We start from the raw sequence: 16,210 nt of genomic DNA on the forward strand, positions 1-16,210 counted from the left end.
CCCCGTACGAGCCGCGCACGACCTCCCGTACGGCCTCCGTGCGGCCTCCCCACGACCTTCCGGAAGGACGACATGACCCTCGCCCCGTTCGGCGCCCGGCTGCGCCAGGCCCTCGACACCCGCGGCCAGCTCTGCGTCGGCATCGACCCGCACGCCTCCCTGCTCGCCGCCTGGGGGCTCGGCGACGACCTTGCCGGCCTGGAGACCTTCAGCCGCACCGTCGTCGAGGCGCTGGCCGACCGGGTGGCCGTGCTCAAGCCGCAGGCCGCCTTCTTCGAGCGCTTCGGCAGCAAGGGTGTCGCGGTGCTGGAGAAGTCCGTCGAGGAGGCCAGGGCGGCCGGCGCGCTGGTCCTGATGGACGCCAAGCGCGGCGACATCGGTTCCACCATGGCCGCCTACGCGGAGGCCTTCCTGTCGCCCGGCAGCCCGCTGTTCTCGGACGCCGTCACGGTCAGCCCGTACCTGGGCTTCGGCTCGCTGCGCCCGGCCCTCGACCTGGCCCGCGCGCAGGGCTGCGGCGTGTTCGCGCTGGCGCTCACCTCCAACCCGGAGGGCCACGAGGTGCAGCGGGCGGTCGGCGCGGACGGCGAGTCGGTCGCGGCCTCGGTGCTGCGGCAGCTGGCGGCGGAGAACGGCGACGCCGCCCCGCTGGGCTCCTTCGGCGCGGTCGTCGGCGCGACGCTCGCCGACGCGGGCGTGGAACTGGCCATCAACGGCCCGCTGCTGGCCCCCGGGATCGGCGCCCAGGGCGCGACGATGGCCGACCTGCCGCGGGTGTTCGGCGCCGCGGTGATCAACGTGGTGCCGAGCGTCAGCCGGGACGTGCTCAAGCACGGTCCGTCGGTGGCGGCCCTGCGCTCGGCGGCCGAGCGGTTCGTCGGCGAGTACGCGGACGCGGTGAAGTAGCGGCGATCGAGGGCGCGAGCGCGTAGCGGGGCGATGACCCTGCGCAGTGTGCGCAGCCCGGCGAGGGTCCCCGGACCTCCCCGGAGTTGACGTGAGCGCCGTCACATTGGCGGTGTCAAAGTTTCGCAATCGCGGTCATTTTGCCCTGGAAAGTCCTGGTCGGCCTTGGCTGACCAGGACTTTTCGTGTTCTTTTCCTGACGTGGCGCCGCAATCCGGGTAGTGTCCGGCGATAGGTCATCGGCGAGCCGCGAAACCCGTAGCTCCCGCAGGTCAAGGGCCCTCTGGTTCCCCTTGCGGACGGTGTCCTGGGATCCAAACCAGTCATAGCTCAATCCCTTCCTTCCACACCCTGAGGTGAACGGCGTGGCTCTTCCGCCCCTTACCCCTGAACAGCGCACCGCCGCGCTCGCCAAGGCCGCCGAGGCTCGCCGGGAGCGCGCCGAGGTCAAGAACCGGCTCAAGCACTCCGGCGCCTCCCTGCACGAGGTGATCAAGGCCGGAAAGGCCGAGAACGACGTCATCGGCAAGATGAAGGTCTCCGCACTGCTGGAGTCCCTTCCCGGCGTCGGCAAGGTCCGTGCCAAGCAGATCATGGAACGCCTCGGCATCAGCGAGAGCCGGCGCGTCCGCGGCCTCGGTACGAACCAGATCGCCTCCCTGGAGCGGGAGTTCGGCGGCGGTGCCGCCTGACCGTGCCCCGTGGTCCCGGGACCGTCCGCGATCCGGGATAATCGGTGCATGAGTGAGCGTCCGCGGCTGACCGTGCTCTCCGGCCCTTCGGGGGTCGGCAAGAGCACGGTCGTCGCTCATATGAGGAAGCAGCACCCCGAGGTCTGGCTCTCGGTGTCGGCGACGACCCGGCACCCGAGGCCGGGCGAGCAGAACGGGGTCCAGTACCACTTCGTCGACAACGACGAGTTCGACAAGCTGATCGCCAACGGCGAGCTGCTGGAGTGGGCCGTCTTCGCCGGCAACCGCTACGGCACCCCGCGCTCGGCGGTGCTGGAGAAGCTGGAGCGCGGCGAGCCCGTCCTGCTGGAGATCGACCTCCAGGGCGCCCGCCAGGTGCGCGAGTCGATGCCCGAGGCGCAGCTGGTCTTCCTGGCCCCGCCGAGCTGGGACGAGCTGGTCCGACGGCTGACCGGTCGGGGCACGGAGTCGCAGGACGTGATCGCGAAGCGGCTGGAGGCGGCCAAGGTCGAGCTCGCGGCCGAGCCCGAGTTCGACACGACCCTTGTCAACACCTCCGTCGAGCAGGTAGCGGCCGAACTGCTAGCCTTGCTCGGTGTAGCCTGACCTGTCTGTCTTTTCCACCCTTTCGGAAGGTTTTCGCGTGTCCTCTTCCATGACCGCGCCCGAGGGCATCATCAACCCGCCGATCGACGAGCTGCTTGAGGCCACCGACTCCAAGTACAGCCTCGTGATCTACGCCGCCAAGCGCGCGCGCCAGATCAACGCGTACTACTCCCAGCTCGGTGAGGGCCTGCTCGAGTACGTCGGCCCGCTGGTCGACACCCACGTGCACGAGAAGCCGCTGTCGATCGCGCTGCGCGAGATCAACGCGGGCATGCTGACCGCCGAGGCGATCGAAGCCGCCTGAGGCGGTCTCCGAAGCTTGTGGAAGGGCCCGGCGGAATCGTTTCCGCCGGGCCCTTCGGCGTTCCCGGGGGCTGTGGGATCGACCACGGTGCGCGCGGTGGCTGAGGGGCCGTAGGGTGTGCACGTCCCAGGAGTGGAGGAGAGCGGGAGTATGAGCGCGACTTCGGACCGGAGCGGGTCGGCGGACGCGCCGCGCGTCGCCCTCGGCGTCAGCGGCGGCATCGCCGCCTACAAGGCGTGCGAGCTGCTCCGCCGGTTCACCGAGTCCGGCCACCAGGTCACCGTGGTGCCCACCGAGGCCGCGCTGCACTTCGTCGGCGAGGCCACCTGGGCCGCGCTCTCCGGCCGCCCGGCCGCCACCGAGACCTGGGAGCGCGTGCACGAGGTGCCGCACGTGCGGATCGGCCAGCAGGCCGACCTGGTCGTGGTCGCCCCCGCCACCGCCGACCTGATCGCCAAGGCCGCCCACGGCCTCGCCGACGACCTGCTCACCAACACCCTGCTCACCGCCCGCTGTCCGGTCGTCCTGGCGCCCGCCATGCACACCGAGATGTGGGAGCACCCCGCCACCCGGGACAACGTCGCCACGCTGCGCCGCCGGGGCGTGATCGTGCTGGAGCCGGCCGTCGGGCGGCTCACCGGCAAGGACACCGGCAAGGGACGGCTGCCCGAGCCGTCCGTGATCTTCGACGCCTGCCGGGCCGTGCTGCGCCGGGGCGGGGCCGCCCCGACCGACCTGGCGGGCCGACACGTGGTGGTCTCGGCCGGCGGCACCCGCGAGCCGCTGGACCCGGTGCGCTTCCTGGGCAACCGCTCCTCCGGCAAGCAGGGCTACGCGCTCGCCGTGACGGCCGCGGCCCGTGGGGCGCGCGTGACGTTGGTCTCGGCCAACGCGGAGCTCGCCGACCCGGCCGGGGTCGACGTGGTGCACGTCTCGACCGCGCTGGAGCTGCGCGAGGCGGCGCTGAAGGCGGCCGCGTCGGCCGACGCCGTGGTCATGGCCGCGGCCGTGGCGGACTTCCGGCCCGCCGAGTACGCCAGCGGCAAGATCAAGAAGGTCGAGGGGGTCGAGCCGGCGCCGGTCGCCCTCGTCCGCAACCCCGACGTCCTGGCCGAGCTGGCGGCGCACCGCGCCCGTTCGGGCCAACTCGTGGTGGGTTTCGCGGCGGAGACCGACGACGTGCTCGCCAACGGCCGCGCCAAGCTCGCCCGCAAGGGCTGCGACCTGTTGGTCGTCAACGAGGTGGGCAACGGCAAGGCCTTCGGGACGGACGTCAACGAGGCCGTGGTACTGGGCTCGGACGGCAGTGAGACGGCCGTTCCGGTGGGCCCGAAGGAGGCGTTGGCGGACGTGGTCTGGGACCTGGTCGTGAAGCGGCTGGAAACGATCGGCGGCTGATCAAGCCCTGCTGGAGATCGGTCGCGATTTCCGGAAGCGGGTGACGTTCGGCGGAGGCATCCCGTTAGACTCCAGGAATCAAGTCTTTCCGGATGTCCCCGGTTCGCCGGGGGCCTTCAGTCAGCAGCCGCTGCAACCCCAGGGAGCGCTGTGTCTCGCCGCCTGTTCACCTCGGAGTCCGTCACCGAGGGACACCCCGACAAGATCGCTGACCAGATCAGCGACACCATCCTTGACGCTCTCCTCCGGGAGGACCCGACCTCCCGGGTCGCCGTGGAGACGCTCATCACCACCGGCCAGGTGCACGTGGCCGGCGAGGTGACCACCAAGGCGTACGCGCCGATCGCCCAGCTCGTCCGGGACAAGATCCTGGAGATCGGCTACGACAGCTCCAAGAAGGGCTTCGACGGCGCCTCCTGCGGCGTGTCGGTGTCCATCGGCGCGCAGTCGCCCGACATCGCCCAGGGCGTCGACACCGCGTACGAGGCTCGGGTCGAAGGCGACGAGGACGACCTGGACAAGCAGGGCGCCGGCGACCAGGGCCTGATGTTCGGCTACGCGTCCGACGAGACGCCCGAGCTGATGCCGCTGCCGATCACCCTCGCGCACCGCCTCTCGCGCCGCCTGACCGAGGTCCGCAAGAACGGGACCATCCCGTACCTGCGCCCCGACGGCAAGACCCAGGTCACCATCGAGTACGACGGCGACAAGGCCGTCCGCCTCGACACCGTGGTGGTCTCCACCCAGCACGCCAGTGACATCGACCTGGAGTCGCTGCTCACCCCGGACATCCGCGAGTTCGTGGTCGAGCCCGAGCTGAAGGCGCTCGCCGAGCAGGGCATCAAGCTGGTCACCGAGGGCTACCGCCTGCTGGTGAACCCGACCGGCCGCTTCGAGATCGGCGGCCCGATGGGCGACGCCGGCCTCACCGGCCGCAAGATCATCATCGACACCTACGGCGGCATGGCCCGCCACGGTGGCGGCGCCTTCTCCGGCAAGGACCCGTCCAAGGTCGACCGCTCGGCCGCGTACGCGATGCGCTGGGTGGCGAAGAACATCGTCGCCGCCGGCCTCGCCCGCCGCGCCGAGGTGCAGGTCGCGTACGCGATCGGCAAGGCCGAGCCCGTGGGCCTGTTCGTCGAGACCTTCGGCACCGAGACCGTGCCGGTGCTGACCATCCAGAAGGCCGTCACCGACGTCTTCGACCTGCGCCCGGCCGCGATCATCCGCGACCTGGACCTGCTGCGCCCGATCTACTCCCAGACCGCGGCGTACGGCCACTTCGGCCGTGAGCTGCCCGAGTTCACCTGGGAGCGCACCGACCGGGTGGAGCAGCTGAAGGCGGCCGTGAAGGACTGAACGGCCTGATCGTCCGGAAGCGGCGCCTACCCCCGGGCGGGGTGGGCGCCGCTTCTGTGCGTTCTGTCGGTGTGACCTGGTAGTACTGGGAGCGATGAGCAGCACAGGGGAGACGGAGAACACGGAGAACGGGGCCGAGCCGGAGCAGCTGGCGTTCATCCGGGAGACGGTCAAGCGGGCCAAACCCCGGACGTGGCGCGGCGCCAAGCGGGCCGAGCACCTGCCGGTGGCCCGGGTCGTGGTGGACAAGGGCGTGCTCACCATCGACAAGTTCTTCGACTACGAGGTGCCGGCCGCGATGGCCGAGGAGGCCCGCCCGGGCGCCCGGGTGCGGGTGCGCTTCGGCGCGCGCGTGGTGAAGGGCCAGCGCGAGGGCGGGGAGCTGCACGACGGGTTCATCGTCGCCCGGCTGGAGAAGAGCGACTTCCCCGGCCCGCTCGCCCCGCTCGCCCAGGTGCTGTCGCCCGAGCCCGTGCTCACCCCCCAGCTGCTCCGGCTCTGCCGGACCGTCGCCGACCGCTACGCCGGCACCCTCGCCGACGTCCTCCAACTGGCCGTCCCGCCCCGCCACGCCAAGGCCGAGGCCGAGGCCTCGCCGCCGGCGCTCCCGCGCCCCCCGGCCCCCGCCCCCGGGGGCTGGCAGCGCTACCCGGCCGGGCCCGACTTCCTCGCCGCGCTGGCCGACGGCGGCTCGCCGCGCGCCGTCTGGGCGGCGCTGCCCGGCCCCGGCTGGCCGTACGAGATCGCGCGCGCCGTCGCCGCCACGCTGGCGGGCGGGCGCGGCGCGCTCGTCGTGCTGCCCGAGGGGCGGTCGGTGGCCCGGGTCGACCAGGCGCTCACCGAACTGCTCGGCGCGGGGCGGCACGTGGCCCTGGAGGCCGACCTCGGCCCGCGCGAGCGCTACCGGCGCTGGCTGGCGGTGAGCCGCGGCTCGGTGCACGCCGTGATCGGCACCCGCGCCACCATGTTCGCGCCGGTGCGCGACCTCGGGCTGGTCGTCGTCTGGTCCGACGGCGACAACAGCCACAGCGACCCGCGCGCCCCGCACCCGCACGTGCGCGAGGTCGCGCTGCTGCGCGCCGCCGACGAGGGCGCGGCCGTGCTGCTCGGCGGCCACGCCGTCACGGTGGAGGGCGCGCAGCTGGTCAGCACCGGGTGGGCCCGCCCGCTGACCGCCGACCGGGAGACCGTGCGCCGGATCGCGCCGCGGGTGCGGACCGTCACCGACCAGGACCAGCACCGCGATGGCGCCGCCCAGGCCGCCCGGCTGCCCTCGGTGGCCTGGGAGGCCGCCCGGGAGTCGCTGGCCGCCGGGCGCCCGGTGCTCATCCAGGTGCCCCGGCGCGGCTACGTGCCCCGGCTGTCCTGCGGGCGCTGCCGCACCCCCGCCCGGTGCCGGCGGTGCGAGGGCCCGCTGGAGGCGCCCGCGGCCGACGCCGCGCTGAACTGCGGCTGGTGCGGGGAGGCGGAGACGGACTGGCACTGCCCCGAGTGCGGCTCGTTCCGGCTGCGAGCCCAGGTGGTCGGCGCCCGGCGCACGGCGGAGGAACTGGGCAAGGCGTTCCCGCGCATCCCGGTGCGCACCTCCGGGCGGGACGCGGTGCTGGCCACCGTCCCGGACGAGCCGTCGCTGGTGATCTCCACGCCCGGTGCGGAGCCGGTGGTGGACGGTGGTACCGGGTACGGGGCCGCGCTGCTGCTGGACGGCTGGGCGCTGCTCGGCCGGCCCGACCTGCGGGCCGGGGAGGAGACGCTGCGGCTCTGGTTGACGGCCGCCTCGCTGGTCCGGTCCGCCGAGGAGGGCGGCTCGGTGGTCGTGGTCGCCGAGCCGTCGGCGCGGCCGGTGCAGGCCCTGGTCCGCTGGGACCCGCTGGGCCACGCCGGGCTGGAACGCGACGAGCGGGCGCAGCTGCACTTCCCGCCGGTGTCGCGGATGGCGTCGGTCAGCGGCAGCCCGGCGGCCGTGGCCGACCTGCTGGGGCTGATCCGGCTGCCCTCGGAGGCGGACGTGCTCGGGCCGGTACCGGCCCCGGCCCTGCGCGGGGAGGAACAGGAGCGCGCGCTGCTGAGGGTGCCGCCCGGGCAGGGGGCGGCGCTGGCGGCGGCCCTCAAGGCGGCGCAGATCGCGCGGATCGCGCTGCGGACGCCGGAGGCGGTACGGGTGCGGGTGGATCCGACCGACATCGGGTGAGGCCGGCGGGGGCGGGGTGAGTGGCCACCCCGCCCCGGATGGCGCTGGTCGGACGGCGGCGTCAGCCGCGCAGCGGGATGCCGGTGCGGTCGACCGGGGTGCGCTCGGGGGTGGTGCGGTCGACCGGGGGGCGGTCGAGGTTGCCGCGCTCCGGGGTGGTGCGGTCGAGCGCGGTGCGCTCCAGGGTGCCGCGCTCCAGGGCGGTGCGGTCGAGGCTGCTGCGGTCCAGGCCGCCCTGGCGGGCCGCCGGGACGGTCGCCGCCAGGCCGCCGGACGGCGCGGCGGGCAGCTCCTCCGAGCGGTCCGGGCGGCTCTGGCCCGGGACGGCGCCGCTGGCGGCGAGGAGTTCGCTGGTCGGGCGGCGCATCCCGTACCGGCGGTGCACGGCCTGCTTGGTGACCCCGAGGGCCGAGCCCACCGAGTCCCAGGAGAAGCCCAGCGCCCGGTCGAACTCGACCGCCGCCGCGACCAGGGTCTCCACGCTCTCCCTCAGCTCCTGCGCCAGGCGCACGGTCGGCGCGGGCGCCCGCCCGTACACGACGAAGCCGGCCGACGTGCTGGGCCGGCGCGGACGGTAGACGTTGCCCAACTGGGCGGTGAGCGTCCGCAGCGCGTCGACCTGCCGCCTCACCCGCTCGATGTCCCGCACCAGCAGGTGCAGGCTCGCCCGCGCCCGGGCGTCGTGGTTGATCTGCTCGGCCATGGCCTACGTGCCACCTTCCGTACGGTTCGGCTCGGCCGGGGCGCGGTGTCCCGTGCGCCCGGCCCCGGTCAATCTCACTTGACCAACGCCGAAGCGGGGGCCGGGGTAACGCCGCCGGGCACACTCGGGATATGCCAGAAGCCGGTGCCGGGGTGGGGGAGGGGCGTTCGGGGCGGTGTGAGGAGCCGGGTGAGGGCATGGGCGGCGGGCGCGGTGCGTTGCATAGACTTGCCGGGAACCCGTAGTTGCCCGCAGCCCCGCACCCTCGACGGACAGGAGCCCGTACCCGTGGCGATCCAGCCGATCCGGCTCTTCGGAGACCCCGTCCTGCGGGCCACCGCCCAGCCGGTGACCACGTTCGACAAGGAACTGCGCACCCTGGTCGGCGACCTCACCGAAACCATGCTCGACGCCCCCGGCGCCGGCCTCGCCGCGCCCCAACTCGGCGTCTCCCTGCGGGTGTTCACCTACCACGTGGACGGTGTCACCGGGCACCTGATCAACCCGGACCTGTCGCTGACCGAGGAGGAGCAGGACGGCCCCGAGGGCTGCCTCTCGCTGCCCGGACTGCGCTACGACACCAAGCGCGCCTACGGCGTGGTCGCCAAGGGCTTCACCATGTACGGGGATCCGGTCACCCTGGAGGGCACCCAGCTGCTCGCCCGCTGCATCCAGCACGAGACCGACCACCTCGACGGCATCATCTTCATCGACCGGCTCGACCGCGAGCAGCGCAAGGCCGCGCTGAAGGCGATCCGTGACACCGACTGGGGCGGCGCGCCCGCGCCGGTCGTCAAGGTCTCCCCGCACAGCACGTTCGGCGCCGCGCGCTGAACCCTCTGATCTCCAACGTTCTTTTGCAGAAAGGCACTTGATGCGTCTCGTCTTCGCCGGCACCCCCGAGGTCGCCGTTCCCGCCCTGGACGCCCTGCTCGCCTCCGACCGGCACGAGGTCGTCGCGGTGGTCACCCGCCCCGACGCCCCCGCCGGGCGAGGGCGCAAGCTGGTCGCCAGCCCCGTCGCCCAGCGCGCCGAGGAGGCCGGGATCGAGGTCCTCAAGCCGGCGAAGCCCAGCGACCCGGAGTTCGTCGCCCGGCTCACCGAACTCGCCCCCGACTGCTGCCCGGTGGTCGCCTACGGCGCGCTCCTGCGCCCCGGCACCCTGGAGATCCCCAAGCACGGCTGGGTCAACCTGCACTTCTCGCTGCTGCCCGCCTGGCGCGGCGCGGCCCCCGTCCAGCACGCCGTGCTGGCCGGCGACGAGGTCACCGGCGCGGCCACCTTCCTGATCGAGCAGGGCCTGGACTCCGGTCCGGTCTACGGCGTGATCACCGAGGAGATCCGCCCGACCGACACCAGCGGCGAACTGCTCACCCGCCTCTCGGTGTCCGGCGCGCGCCTGCTCACCGCCACCATGGACGGCATCGAGGACGGCTCCCTGCACGCCCTCCCGCAGCCGGCCGAGGGCGTCACGCTCGCCCCGAAGATCACCGTCGAGGACGCGCGCGTCGAGTGGAGCCACCCCGCCCTGCGGATCGACCGCGTGGTGCGCGGCTGCGCCCCGGCGCCCGGCGCCTGGACGGAGTTCCGCGGCGAGCGGCTGAAGATCACCGGGCCGGTGAAGCTGCTGACCGACTCGTCCGCCCTGGCGCCCGGGGAGCTGGCCGTGGTCGGCAAGAACAGCGTGCGGGTCGGGACGGGCAGCCACGAGGTCGAACTCGGGGAGGTCCGCCCGCAGGGGAAGAAGGAGATGCGGGCGGCGGACTGGGCGCGCGGGGCGCGGCTGGAGTCCGGGGAGCGCTTCGGCTCCGAGGGCTGAGGCTCAGGTTTAGCGTTACTGTTCGTCCAATAACCACTGATAATCCTCTGATAACCACCGATAACCACCGCAGCACCTTGAGGCATCCTGTGACCACCCCCAGCGCCCAGCGCGCCCCCCGCCCGCACCGCCGCCCGAAGAAGGACCCGGCCCGGATCGTCGCGTTCCGCGCGCTGCGCGCCGTCGACGAGCGCGACGCGTACGCCAACCTGATCCTGCCGTCGCTGCTCCGCGAAGCCGAGCAGAAGGGCATGGACCGGCGCGACGCCGCCCTCGCCACCGAGCTCGTCTACGGCACCCTGCGCCTTCAGGGCACCTACGACGCGATCATCGCCGCCTGCATCGACCGGCCGCTCGGCAAGGTCGACCCGCCGGTCCTGGACGTGCTCTCGCTCGGCGCCCACCAGCTGCTCACCACCCGCATCCCCAGCCACGCGGCGGTCTCGGCCACCGTCGAGCTGGCCCGGGTGGTGCTCGGCGACGGCAAGGCCAAGTTCGTCAACGCCGTCCTGCGCCGGATCAGCGCCCACGACCTGGACGCCTGGATCGAGAAGGTCGCCCCGCCGTACGAGAAGGACGCCGAGGACCACCTCGCCGTCGTCCACTCGCACCCGCGCTGGGTCGTCTCCGCGCTCTGGGACTCGCTCGGCCGCTGGCAGCCCGACGCCTCCGGGCGCAGCGCCCTGGAGGACCTGCTGCGCGCCGACAACGCCCGGCCCGAGGTGACCCTTGTCGCCCGCCCCGGCCGGGTCGACGTCGGCGAACTCGCCGACGCGCTGCCCGAGGCCGAGCCCGGCCGCTGGTCCCCGTTCGCGCTGCGGCTCGCCGAAGGCGGCGACCCGGGCTCGCTGGAGGCCGTCCGGGACAACCGGGCGGGCGTCCAGGACGAAGGCAGCCAGCTGGTCGCCCTCGCCCTGGCCAACGCCCCGCTGGACGGCCCGGACCGGCTCTGGCTGGACGGCTGTGCCGGCCCCGGCGGCAAGGCCGCGCTGCTCGCGGCGCTGGCCGCCGAACGCGGCGCCGGGCTGGTCGCGAGCGAGAAGCAGCCGCACCGCGCGCGGCTGGTCGCCCGGGCGCTGGAGGGCAACCCCGGCCCGTACACGGTGATCACCGCGGACGGCACCCGCCCGGCCTGGCGCTCCGGAGGCTTCGACCGGGTGCTGGTCGACGTGCCGTGCTCCGGCCTGGGCGCCCTGCGCCGCCGCCCGGAGGCGCGCTGGCGCCGCCGCCCCGCCGACGTCGCGGCCTTCGGCCCGCTCCAGCGGGACCTGCTGCGCTCGGCGATCGACGCCACCCGGGTCGGCGGGGTGGTCGGGTACGCGACCTGCTCGCCGCACCTCGCGGAGACCCGGGCCGTCGTGGACGACGTGCTGCGGGCCGAGGGCGGCCGGGTCGAGTGGATCGACGCGCGCCCGCTGCTGCCGGGCGTCCCCGCGCTCGGGGACGGGCCGGACGTGCAGCTCTGGCCGCACCTGCACGGGACGGACGCGATGTACCTGGCGCTGCTGCGGCGGACGGCGTGATCCGGTGATCCGGTGATCCCGTGATCCGGTGATCCGGGGGGACTGGGGAGGGCGGTGCGCTCAGCCGGGTGAGGGGGGCTGCGGCCGGGCGGGCGTGGGCCCGGGGAGGTCGGTGAGGAGGGCGTGGGCCTGGGCGCGGAGGCGGTCGACCGGGGGGTCCTCGCAGATCACCTCCAGGCCGAGCCCGCTCGCCTGCCCGAAGTGGTAGTACGACTGGTAGGCGAGGTAGGGGCGGTGGCCGTCGGTGGGGTCCAGCCCGACGGCGAGCGTCGCGAAGTGGGTGCGCTCGTTCTCGGTGCGCTCGAACTCCGTCCGGGAGAGCCGCCATTCGAACTCGTACGGCTCCGGATCGGACGGCAGGTCCAGCAGCGCCTGGGCGAGCCGGCGGACGTCGTCCGGCCCGGCGAACGGGAGCGACTCGGACCCGCGGGGCGCGGCGGCGAGCAGCTCCCAGCCGTCGCCGTTGCGGCTGACGGACAGTGCCCACTCGCCGTCCTGGTCGTGCCAGTGGCAGCTGAGGATCGGATCCATGGTGGTCAACCTCCCTGTGAGGCTTGGCCGTTCGGCTCTCCCCATCGTGGCACACCGGACCGCCGAAGGGAGCCGGGCGGCCGGCGGTGGGCGGGGGCGCGCGGGGCTTTCGGGCCGAGGGCGGGGGCCGGGGTGGTCAGTCGGTGGCCGGGGTCGGCGCGGGGTGCCAGGGGCGGTCGGCGCGGGTCGGGCGGGCCGCGGCGGTGAGGCGCAGGGCGTACACCTCGCGGTCGGTGGCCGGGTGCGGGACGGGGCCGAGGTAGTCGTGGCCGGTCAGGTGGCACCAGGCGGGCAGGTCGAGGGGGGCGGCGGGGTCGGTGGTGTGGATGTGCACCACCGCGCCGGCGGGCAGGTCGGCGATCCGGGCGCGCAGTCGCAGCAGCAGTTGGACGCAGAGCAGGCCGGTGCCGTCGACGGTCAGGTCGGGGGCGGGTTCCTGGCCGGGCTGCTGTCCGGGGGTGTGGGTCATGGGGTTGCTGCCCTTCGCGGTGGTGCGGCGGTGCCGGGGTGCAGGGGTGCAGGGGTGCAGGGGTGCCGGGCTCAGCCTAGGCGCCGGGACGGTGCGGTACGCGGCGCCGTTCGGGATCTGGCGGTTTCGTAGTCCGACAGTCCGACAGTTCAACGGTCCGTTAGTCGCGGGCTGTGGCCGCCCCCGGCCGCTGGTCGGGGGCGGTGCCGCCGAGGCGGGTGAGCAGGACGGCGAGGCGGTCGAGGTCGTCGGGGCTCCACTGGTCGGCCGCGAAGAGGTCGGCGGCGACCTTCCGGGCCGTGTACAGCATCTCGGCGAGCCGGTCGCGGCCGGTCGGCGTCAGGGCCGCGTAGGCGACCCGGGCGTCGCGGGCTGCCGCCTCCCGGCTCACCAGGCCGATCCGCTCCAGCGGTGCCAGCCCGCGGGTGACGCCCGAGGCGGTGAGGCCGAGGGCCTCGGCGAGGTCGACCCGGCGCATCCGGCCGCCGGGGGCGTGGCCGAGGTGGAGCAGCAGGGTGAAGTCGGACAGGCTCACGCCGTGCAGGCCGCCGAGGCTCGCGTCGAAGCGCTTGGCCACGGCTGCCTGGGCGCGGACCAGCCGCAGGGCGGTGTCCAGCGGGTCGGGCCGGGTGCCCGGGTCGGCCTGCGGGTCGGCCGGTGGGTCGGCCGGTGGGTTCGTGTGCGGGTCGGCGTGCGGATCTGTCATTGCTACCTCCTTGACTACTCAAGCATACCGGTGCGGCGAGCCGTCAAGGAGGTAGCGGGAGGGGGGAGGGGGCTAGCCGGCGTTGGCGGCGCGGCGCTGCCGCTTGCCGAGCGGTGCCTGCGAGAGGTCCTCGGCCTGGGACCGCAGGTTCTTGTAGCCGTAGCCGCGCTCGGCCAGCCAGGCCCGTGCCGCCTGCTCGGCCCGCTCGGCCGCCGCCAGGATGTCCTCCTCCGCCTCGCCCGAGTCGAGGAAGCGGAAGGTGAAGGCGGCCCGCGCGCCGAGGTCGTAGCTGAGGTGTCCCTCGCGGGTGAAGGCCGCGCGCAGCACGTCGTGTTCGGGCGCGCGGGCGAGGAGTTCGGCGTGCTGCTCGACGCTGAGGTCGTCGAAGACGCCGCGCACCATGATGCGGAAGGTTCGAGTGGTCATCCCCCGACCATAGGCAGGACGGACGGCCGACCGCCAACCCGATTTCGTGCCGCTCGCTGGTCGACAGTGGGTTCCCGGGCGGACCTAGGCGCGTCTGCCGGGCAGGCGGGTGCAGACGGTGCCGGAGGCGAGCGGGGCCGGTTCGGCCTTGAGGGCGTCGAGGGTGAAGTCCGTGGTGAGGGCGCTGATGTCGGCGGTCTGCCGGATGAGGTAGTGGTTGGCGCCGGGGGCTTCGTAGCGGGCGAGGTCGGGGACGACCGGGCGGGCCCGCAGGGCGTATTCGAGGGACTGGTTGGCGTTGGCGGCGCTGTGGTCGCCGGTGCCGTGGACGATCAGGACGCGTCGGCCGGCGAGGTGGTCGACGGGGTCGCCGCTGGGCAGCCAGGGCGCGATGCCGGCGACGCCGACGACGTTCGGGTGCCCGGCGCACCAGAAGGCGGCGCGCCCGCCGAGGGAGTTGCCGATGAGGACGACGGGTACGTCGCCGTAGCGGCGGGCGAGTTCTTCGAGGGCCCAGCGGGTGTCGACGGCGGTGTCGGCGTCGGCGCCGTTCCAGCCGCTGTAGCGGTAGCGCAGCAGGTGGACGGCGAGGCCGTGCGGGCGGCCGCGGTCGGCGAGTTCGGCGGTGAGGTCGCGCAGGCCCAGTTCGGCGACCTTCAGCGGTCCGCGCCGGCTGCGCAGGAACCCGCCGGGCAGTAGCAGGGCGACGCCGTCGACCCGCCCCGTCCCGTCGTCGCCGAGTCGTGGGGTCAGTTGTGCGGTGCGCGGCCGCTGCGCCTGGAACACGCGAAATCCCTCCCTGGTGTCTACCCGCGGATTCTACGGTTCCGTGGGCGGGTCGCGGTGCGGGTGCAGGGGCCGCAGGGCCCAGCCGGTGGCGCAGGGGTGGTGCCCCCGTGGGCCCGGCCTGGCGGGCGGGGGGAGGGCGTTGGGTGGGCGGGCCAACTCGCCTGCGGGTGCGAGGCGTTGGGGCGAGGTCAGGAGCGGCGGCCCGGCTGGTCGCCGCCGCCGGTGGAGCGGCTCCGGCCGGAGAGCAGTTCCTGCATGCTCGGGAGCTTCCGGCGCTGCGAGCCGGTCTGCGAGCCGGTCTGCGGGCCGCTCTGAGAGCCGGCCGGCGCGCCGGCGGGCTGGGCGATCGAGCGGCGGGGTTCGGGGGCCGGGCCGAGGCCGGCCTTGGCGGCCGCGTCGGCGAGGAAGTCGGAGGCCTGGCGGCGGGCGTTGTCGACCGTGCGGCGCAGGCTCTCGGCGTCGTTGCGCAGCTTGTCGGTCTGCCGGCGCAGCAGGTCGGTGCGCTGTTCGGCCTCGGTGAGCTGCTTGAGGCTGGCCGCCGCCCGGGCGGCGGCCTCCCGTTCGAGCTCCTCGCCACGTTGCTGGGCTTCGGCGACGATCTGTTGTGCCCGGGCCTCGGCGCGGGCCCGCTGGTCGGCGAGGTCCTGATCGAGCCGGCGGCGCCGCTGGGCGATGCTGGTCTCGAATTGCAGCGCGACCTGGGCGGCCTGGTCGCGGGTGCGCTGGAACAGCGCGTCCGCTTCCTGCCGGCGGGCGAGGACGTACGGGTCCTCCTCGGCGGCGGGGACGTCCCGGACGGTGGCGTGGTAGCCGGCCGGGGGCCGTTCGGCCTGCTCGGCGAGGTGGAGCAGGCGTTCGGCGACCTGGTCGGCGTGCGGCGGCCGTCGGTCGGGGTCCTTGGCGAGCAGTTCGAGGACGAGGGTGTCGACGTCGGCGGGCAGACCGGGCCGCAGGGTGCCGGGGGCGGCCGGGTGGACCTCGCCGTGCTGGCGGATGAGTTCGTAGAGGGTGCCGCGGAACGGCGTGCGGCCGGTGAGGAGTTCGTACAGGAGGCAGCCGAAGGCGTAGAGGTCGGAGCGGGCGTCGAGGCCGCCGCTGTCGAAGCGTTCGGGGGCCATGTAGGCGGGTGTGCCGACGATGACGTTGGTGCTGGTGATGCCGTCGTCGGCGGTGCCGACCCGGGCGATGCCGAAGTCGACGACCTTGACCTCCCCGGACGACTGGATCATCACGTTGGCCGGCTTGACGTCCCGGTGGACGACGCCGGCCCGGTGGGCGGTGGCGAGGGCCTGGGAGATCTGGACGGCCCAGGTGAGGGCCTGGCGCAGGGGCAGCGGTCCGTCGCCGAGGTGGCGGCTGAGCGGGGCGCCGTCGAGCAGTTCCATGACCAGGAAGTAGAGCGGCCGGCCGGCCTCGTCGTGCCGGCCGAAGTCGTGCACGGTGACGATGGACGGGTGGTTGAGCGCGCCGGCGGTGGCCACCTCGCGGACGAACCGGGCCGCGTCCTTGGGGGTGTTGTTGCTGCCAGGGAGCATCACCTTGACGGCGACGAGCCGTTGGATCCGCGCGTCGCGGGCCTTCCAGACCGCGCCGAAGGCGCCCTCGCCGATCTGCTCGACCAGCTCGTACCGCCCGTCGAGTACGTCGCCCGGCTGCATCCCCGCCCCTTTCACGCCCCCGGTGCCGCGCCCCGGCCCCCGGGTCAACCTACCGTCCGTCGCCGGGGCCGGGAGTTTTCCGTTGTCTTTGTTCAGGATCGAGCCAGGCTCTGCGATCATCCGATGATCG

The 16,210-nt window shown here is 74.1% G+C and carries 17 protein-coding genes; 10 read left to right on the forward strand and 7 right to left on the reverse strand.

Translation table 11 applies throughout. From position 1 onward, the window contains the following. The first annotated feature begins 72 nt into the window (after window positions 1-72). The 7 genes from pyrF to AB0P03_RS01125 all read left to right on the forward strand — a co-directional run bounded on the left by pyrF (window position 73) and on the right by AB0P03_RS01125 (window position 7,456). The gene (gene pyrF, locus AB0P03_RS01095) at window positions 73-906 is read left to right on the forward strand and encodes an orotidine-5'-phosphate decarboxylase (protein WP_350877835.1); all 834 of its coding nucleotides are present in this window, start codon (window positions 73-75) and stop codon (window positions 904-906) included. Window positions 907-1,271: 365 nt separating this feature from the next. Then, window positions 1,272-1,598 (forward strand): integration host factor, actinobacterial type, encoded by a 327-nt coding sequence (mihF, locus tag AB0P03_RS01100; RefSeq protein ID WP_063346755.1) that lies wholly within the window; start codon window positions 1,272-1,274, stop codon window positions 1,596-1,598. Window positions 1,599-1,646: 48 nt separating this feature from the next. Then, window positions 1,647-2,204: a guanylate kinase gene (gene gmk / locus AB0P03_RS01105; RefSeq protein WP_350877834.1), complete on the forward strand. Its 558-nt coding sequence runs from the start codon at window positions 1,647-1,649 to the stop codon at window positions 2,202-2,204. A 37-nt stretch (window positions 2,205-2,241) separates the two neighbouring features. Beyond that, a complete protein-coding gene (gene rpoZ / locus AB0P03_RS01110; protein WP_030240625.1) occupies window positions 2,242-2,508 on the forward strand; it encodes a DNA-directed RNA polymerase subunit omega in 267 nt (88 codons plus the stop codon). A gap of 150 nt (window positions 2,509-2,658) precedes the next feature. Next, window positions 2,659-3,906: a bifunctional phosphopantothenoylcysteine decarboxylase/phosphopantothenate--cysteine ligase CoaBC gene (gene coaBC / locus AB0P03_RS01115; protein ID WP_363627483.1), complete on the forward strand. Its 1,248-nt coding sequence runs from the start codon at window positions 2,659-2,661 to the stop codon at window positions 3,904-3,906. A gap of 150 nt (window positions 3,907-4,056) precedes the next feature. Next, the gene (metK, locus tag AB0P03_RS01120) at window positions 4,057-5,265 is read left to right on the forward strand and encodes a methionine adenosyltransferase (RefSeq protein ID WP_350877833.1); all 1,209 of its coding nucleotides are present in this window, start codon (window positions 4,057-4,059) and stop codon (window positions 5,263-5,265) included. A 94-nt stretch (window positions 5,266-5,359) separates the two neighbouring features. Then, window positions 5,360-7,456: a primosomal protein N' gene (locus AB0P03_RS01125; RefSeq protein ID WP_363627484.1), complete on the forward strand. Its 2,097-nt coding sequence runs from the start codon at window positions 5,360-5,362 to the stop codon at window positions 7,454-7,456. Window positions 7,457-7,517: 61 nt separating this feature from the next. On the opposite strand, the gene AB0P03_RS01130 is transcribed toward AB0P03_RS01125, so the two are convergent. After that, a complete protein-coding gene (locus AB0P03_RS01130; RefSeq protein WP_363627485.1) occupies window positions 7,518-8,159 on the reverse strand; it encodes a hypothetical protein in 642 nt (213 codons plus the stop codon). A 288-nt stretch (window positions 8,160-8,447) separates the two neighbouring features. Here AB0P03_RS01130 and def point away from each other — a divergent pair, with 288 nt between their 5' ends. The 3 genes from def (at window position 8,448) to AB0P03_RS01145 (ending at window position 11,501) form a co-directional block, all read left to right on the forward strand. Then, a complete protein-coding gene (gene def, locus AB0P03_RS01135) occupies window positions 8,448-8,993 on the forward strand; it encodes a peptide deformylase (RefSeq protein WP_363627486.1) in 546 nt (181 codons plus the stop codon). 40 nt (window positions 8,994-9,033) lie between these two features. After that, a complete protein-coding gene (gene fmt, locus AB0P03_RS01140; protein ID WP_363583154.1) occupies window positions 9,034-9,978 on the forward strand; it encodes a methionyl-tRNA formyltransferase in 945 nt (314 codons plus the stop codon). An 89-nt stretch (window positions 9,979-10,067) separates the two neighbouring features. After that, window positions 10,068-11,501 (forward strand): transcription antitermination factor NusB, encoded by a 1,434-nt coding sequence (locus AB0P03_RS01145; RefSeq protein ID WP_363618305.1) that lies wholly within the window; start codon window positions 10,068-10,070, stop codon window positions 11,499-11,501. A gap of 60 nt (window positions 11,502-11,561) precedes the next feature. On the opposite strand, the gene AB0P03_RS01150 is transcribed toward AB0P03_RS01145, so the two are convergent. From AB0P03_RS01150 to AB0P03_RS01175, 6 genes are all read right to left on the reverse strand, one after another. Further along, complete coding sequence (locus tag AB0P03_RS01150; RefSeq protein WP_363627487.1) at window positions 11,562-12,032, reverse strand: hypothetical protein; 471 nt, start codon at window positions 12,030-12,032, stop codon at window positions 11,562-11,564. 136 nt (window positions 12,033-12,168) lie between these two features. Next, a complete protein-coding gene (locus AB0P03_RS01155; RefSeq protein WP_363583160.1) occupies window positions 12,169-12,501 on the reverse strand; it encodes a sulfurtransferase TusA family protein in 333 nt (110 codons plus the stop codon). Window positions 12,502-12,661: 160 nt separating this feature from the next. Further along, on the reverse strand, window positions 12,662-13,207 hold the full coding sequence (locus tag AB0P03_RS01160; protein ID WP_363627488.1) for a MarR family winged helix-turn-helix transcriptional regulator: 546 nt from the start codon (window positions 13,205-13,207) through the stop codon (window positions 12,662-12,664). A gap of 72 nt (window positions 13,208-13,279) precedes the next feature. Continuing rightward, entirely contained in the window at window positions 13,280-13,633 is a 354-nt protein-coding gene (locus AB0P03_RS01165) for a DUF6204 family protein (RefSeq protein ID WP_363583164.1), read from the reverse strand. Between the two features lie 84 nt (window positions 13,634-13,717). After that, on the reverse strand, window positions 13,718-14,419 hold the full coding sequence (locus tag AB0P03_RS01170; protein ID WP_363627489.1) for an alpha/beta hydrolase: 702 nt from the start codon (window positions 14,417-14,419) through the stop codon (window positions 13,718-13,720). A gap of 191 nt (window positions 14,420-14,610) precedes the next feature. Beyond that, window positions 14,611-16,080, reverse strand: a complete 1,470-nt coding sequence (locus AB0P03_RS01175) for a protein kinase (RefSeq protein WP_363627490.1) — start codon at window positions 16,078-16,080, stop codon at window positions 14,611-14,613. Window positions 16,081-16,210 lie beyond the last annotated feature (130 nt).

Source organism: Kitasatospora sp. NPDC088779, from assembly GCF_040685395.1.
Lineage (GTDB): Bacteria > Actinomycetota > Actinomycetes > Streptomycetales > Streptomycetaceae > Kitasatospora.

Coding starts and splice junctions, on each gene's coding strand:
- AB0P03_RS01150 (WP_363627487.1), bottom strand. CDS start 12,032: ATGGATCCGATCCTCAGCTGCCACTGGCACGACCAGGACGGCGAGTGG.
- AB0P03_RS01165 (WP_363583164.1), bottom strand. CDS start 13,633: ATGACCACTCGAACCTTCCGCATCATGGTGCGCGGCGTCTTCGACGAC.
- AB0P03_RS01125 (WP_363627484.1), top strand. CDS start 5,360: ATGAGCAGCACAGGGGAGACGGAGAACACGGAGAACGGGGCCGAGCCG.
- AB0P03_RS01155 (WP_363583160.1), bottom strand. CDS start 12,501: ATGACCCACACCCCCGGACAGCAGCCCGGCCAGGAACCCGCCCCCGAC.
- fmt (WP_363583154.1), top strand. CDS start 9,034: ATGCGTCTCGTCTTCGCCGGCACCCCCGAGGTCGCCGTTCCCGCCCTG.
- coaBC (WP_363627483.1), top strand. CDS start 2,659: ATGAGCGCGACTTCGGACCGGAGCGGGTCGGCGGACGCGCCGCGCGTC.
- gmk (WP_350877834.1), top strand. CDS start 1,647: ATGAGTGAGCGTCCGCGGCTGACCGTGCTCTCCGGCCCTTCGGGGGTC.
- AB0P03_RS01175 (WP_363627490.1), bottom strand. CDS start 16,080: ATGCAGCCGGGCGACGTACTCGACGGGCGGTACGAGCTGGTCGAGCAG.
- AB0P03_RS01130 (WP_363627485.1), bottom strand. CDS start 8,159: ATGGCCGAGCAGATCAACCACGACGCCCGGGCGCGGGCGAGCCTGCAC.
- pyrF (WP_350877835.1), top strand. CDS start 73: ATGACCCTCGCCCCGTTCGGCGCCCGGCTGCGCCAGGCCCTCGACACC.
- AB0P03_RS01160 (WP_363627488.1), bottom strand. CDS start 13,207: ATGACAGATCCGCACGCCGACCCGCACACGAACCCACCGGCCGACCCA.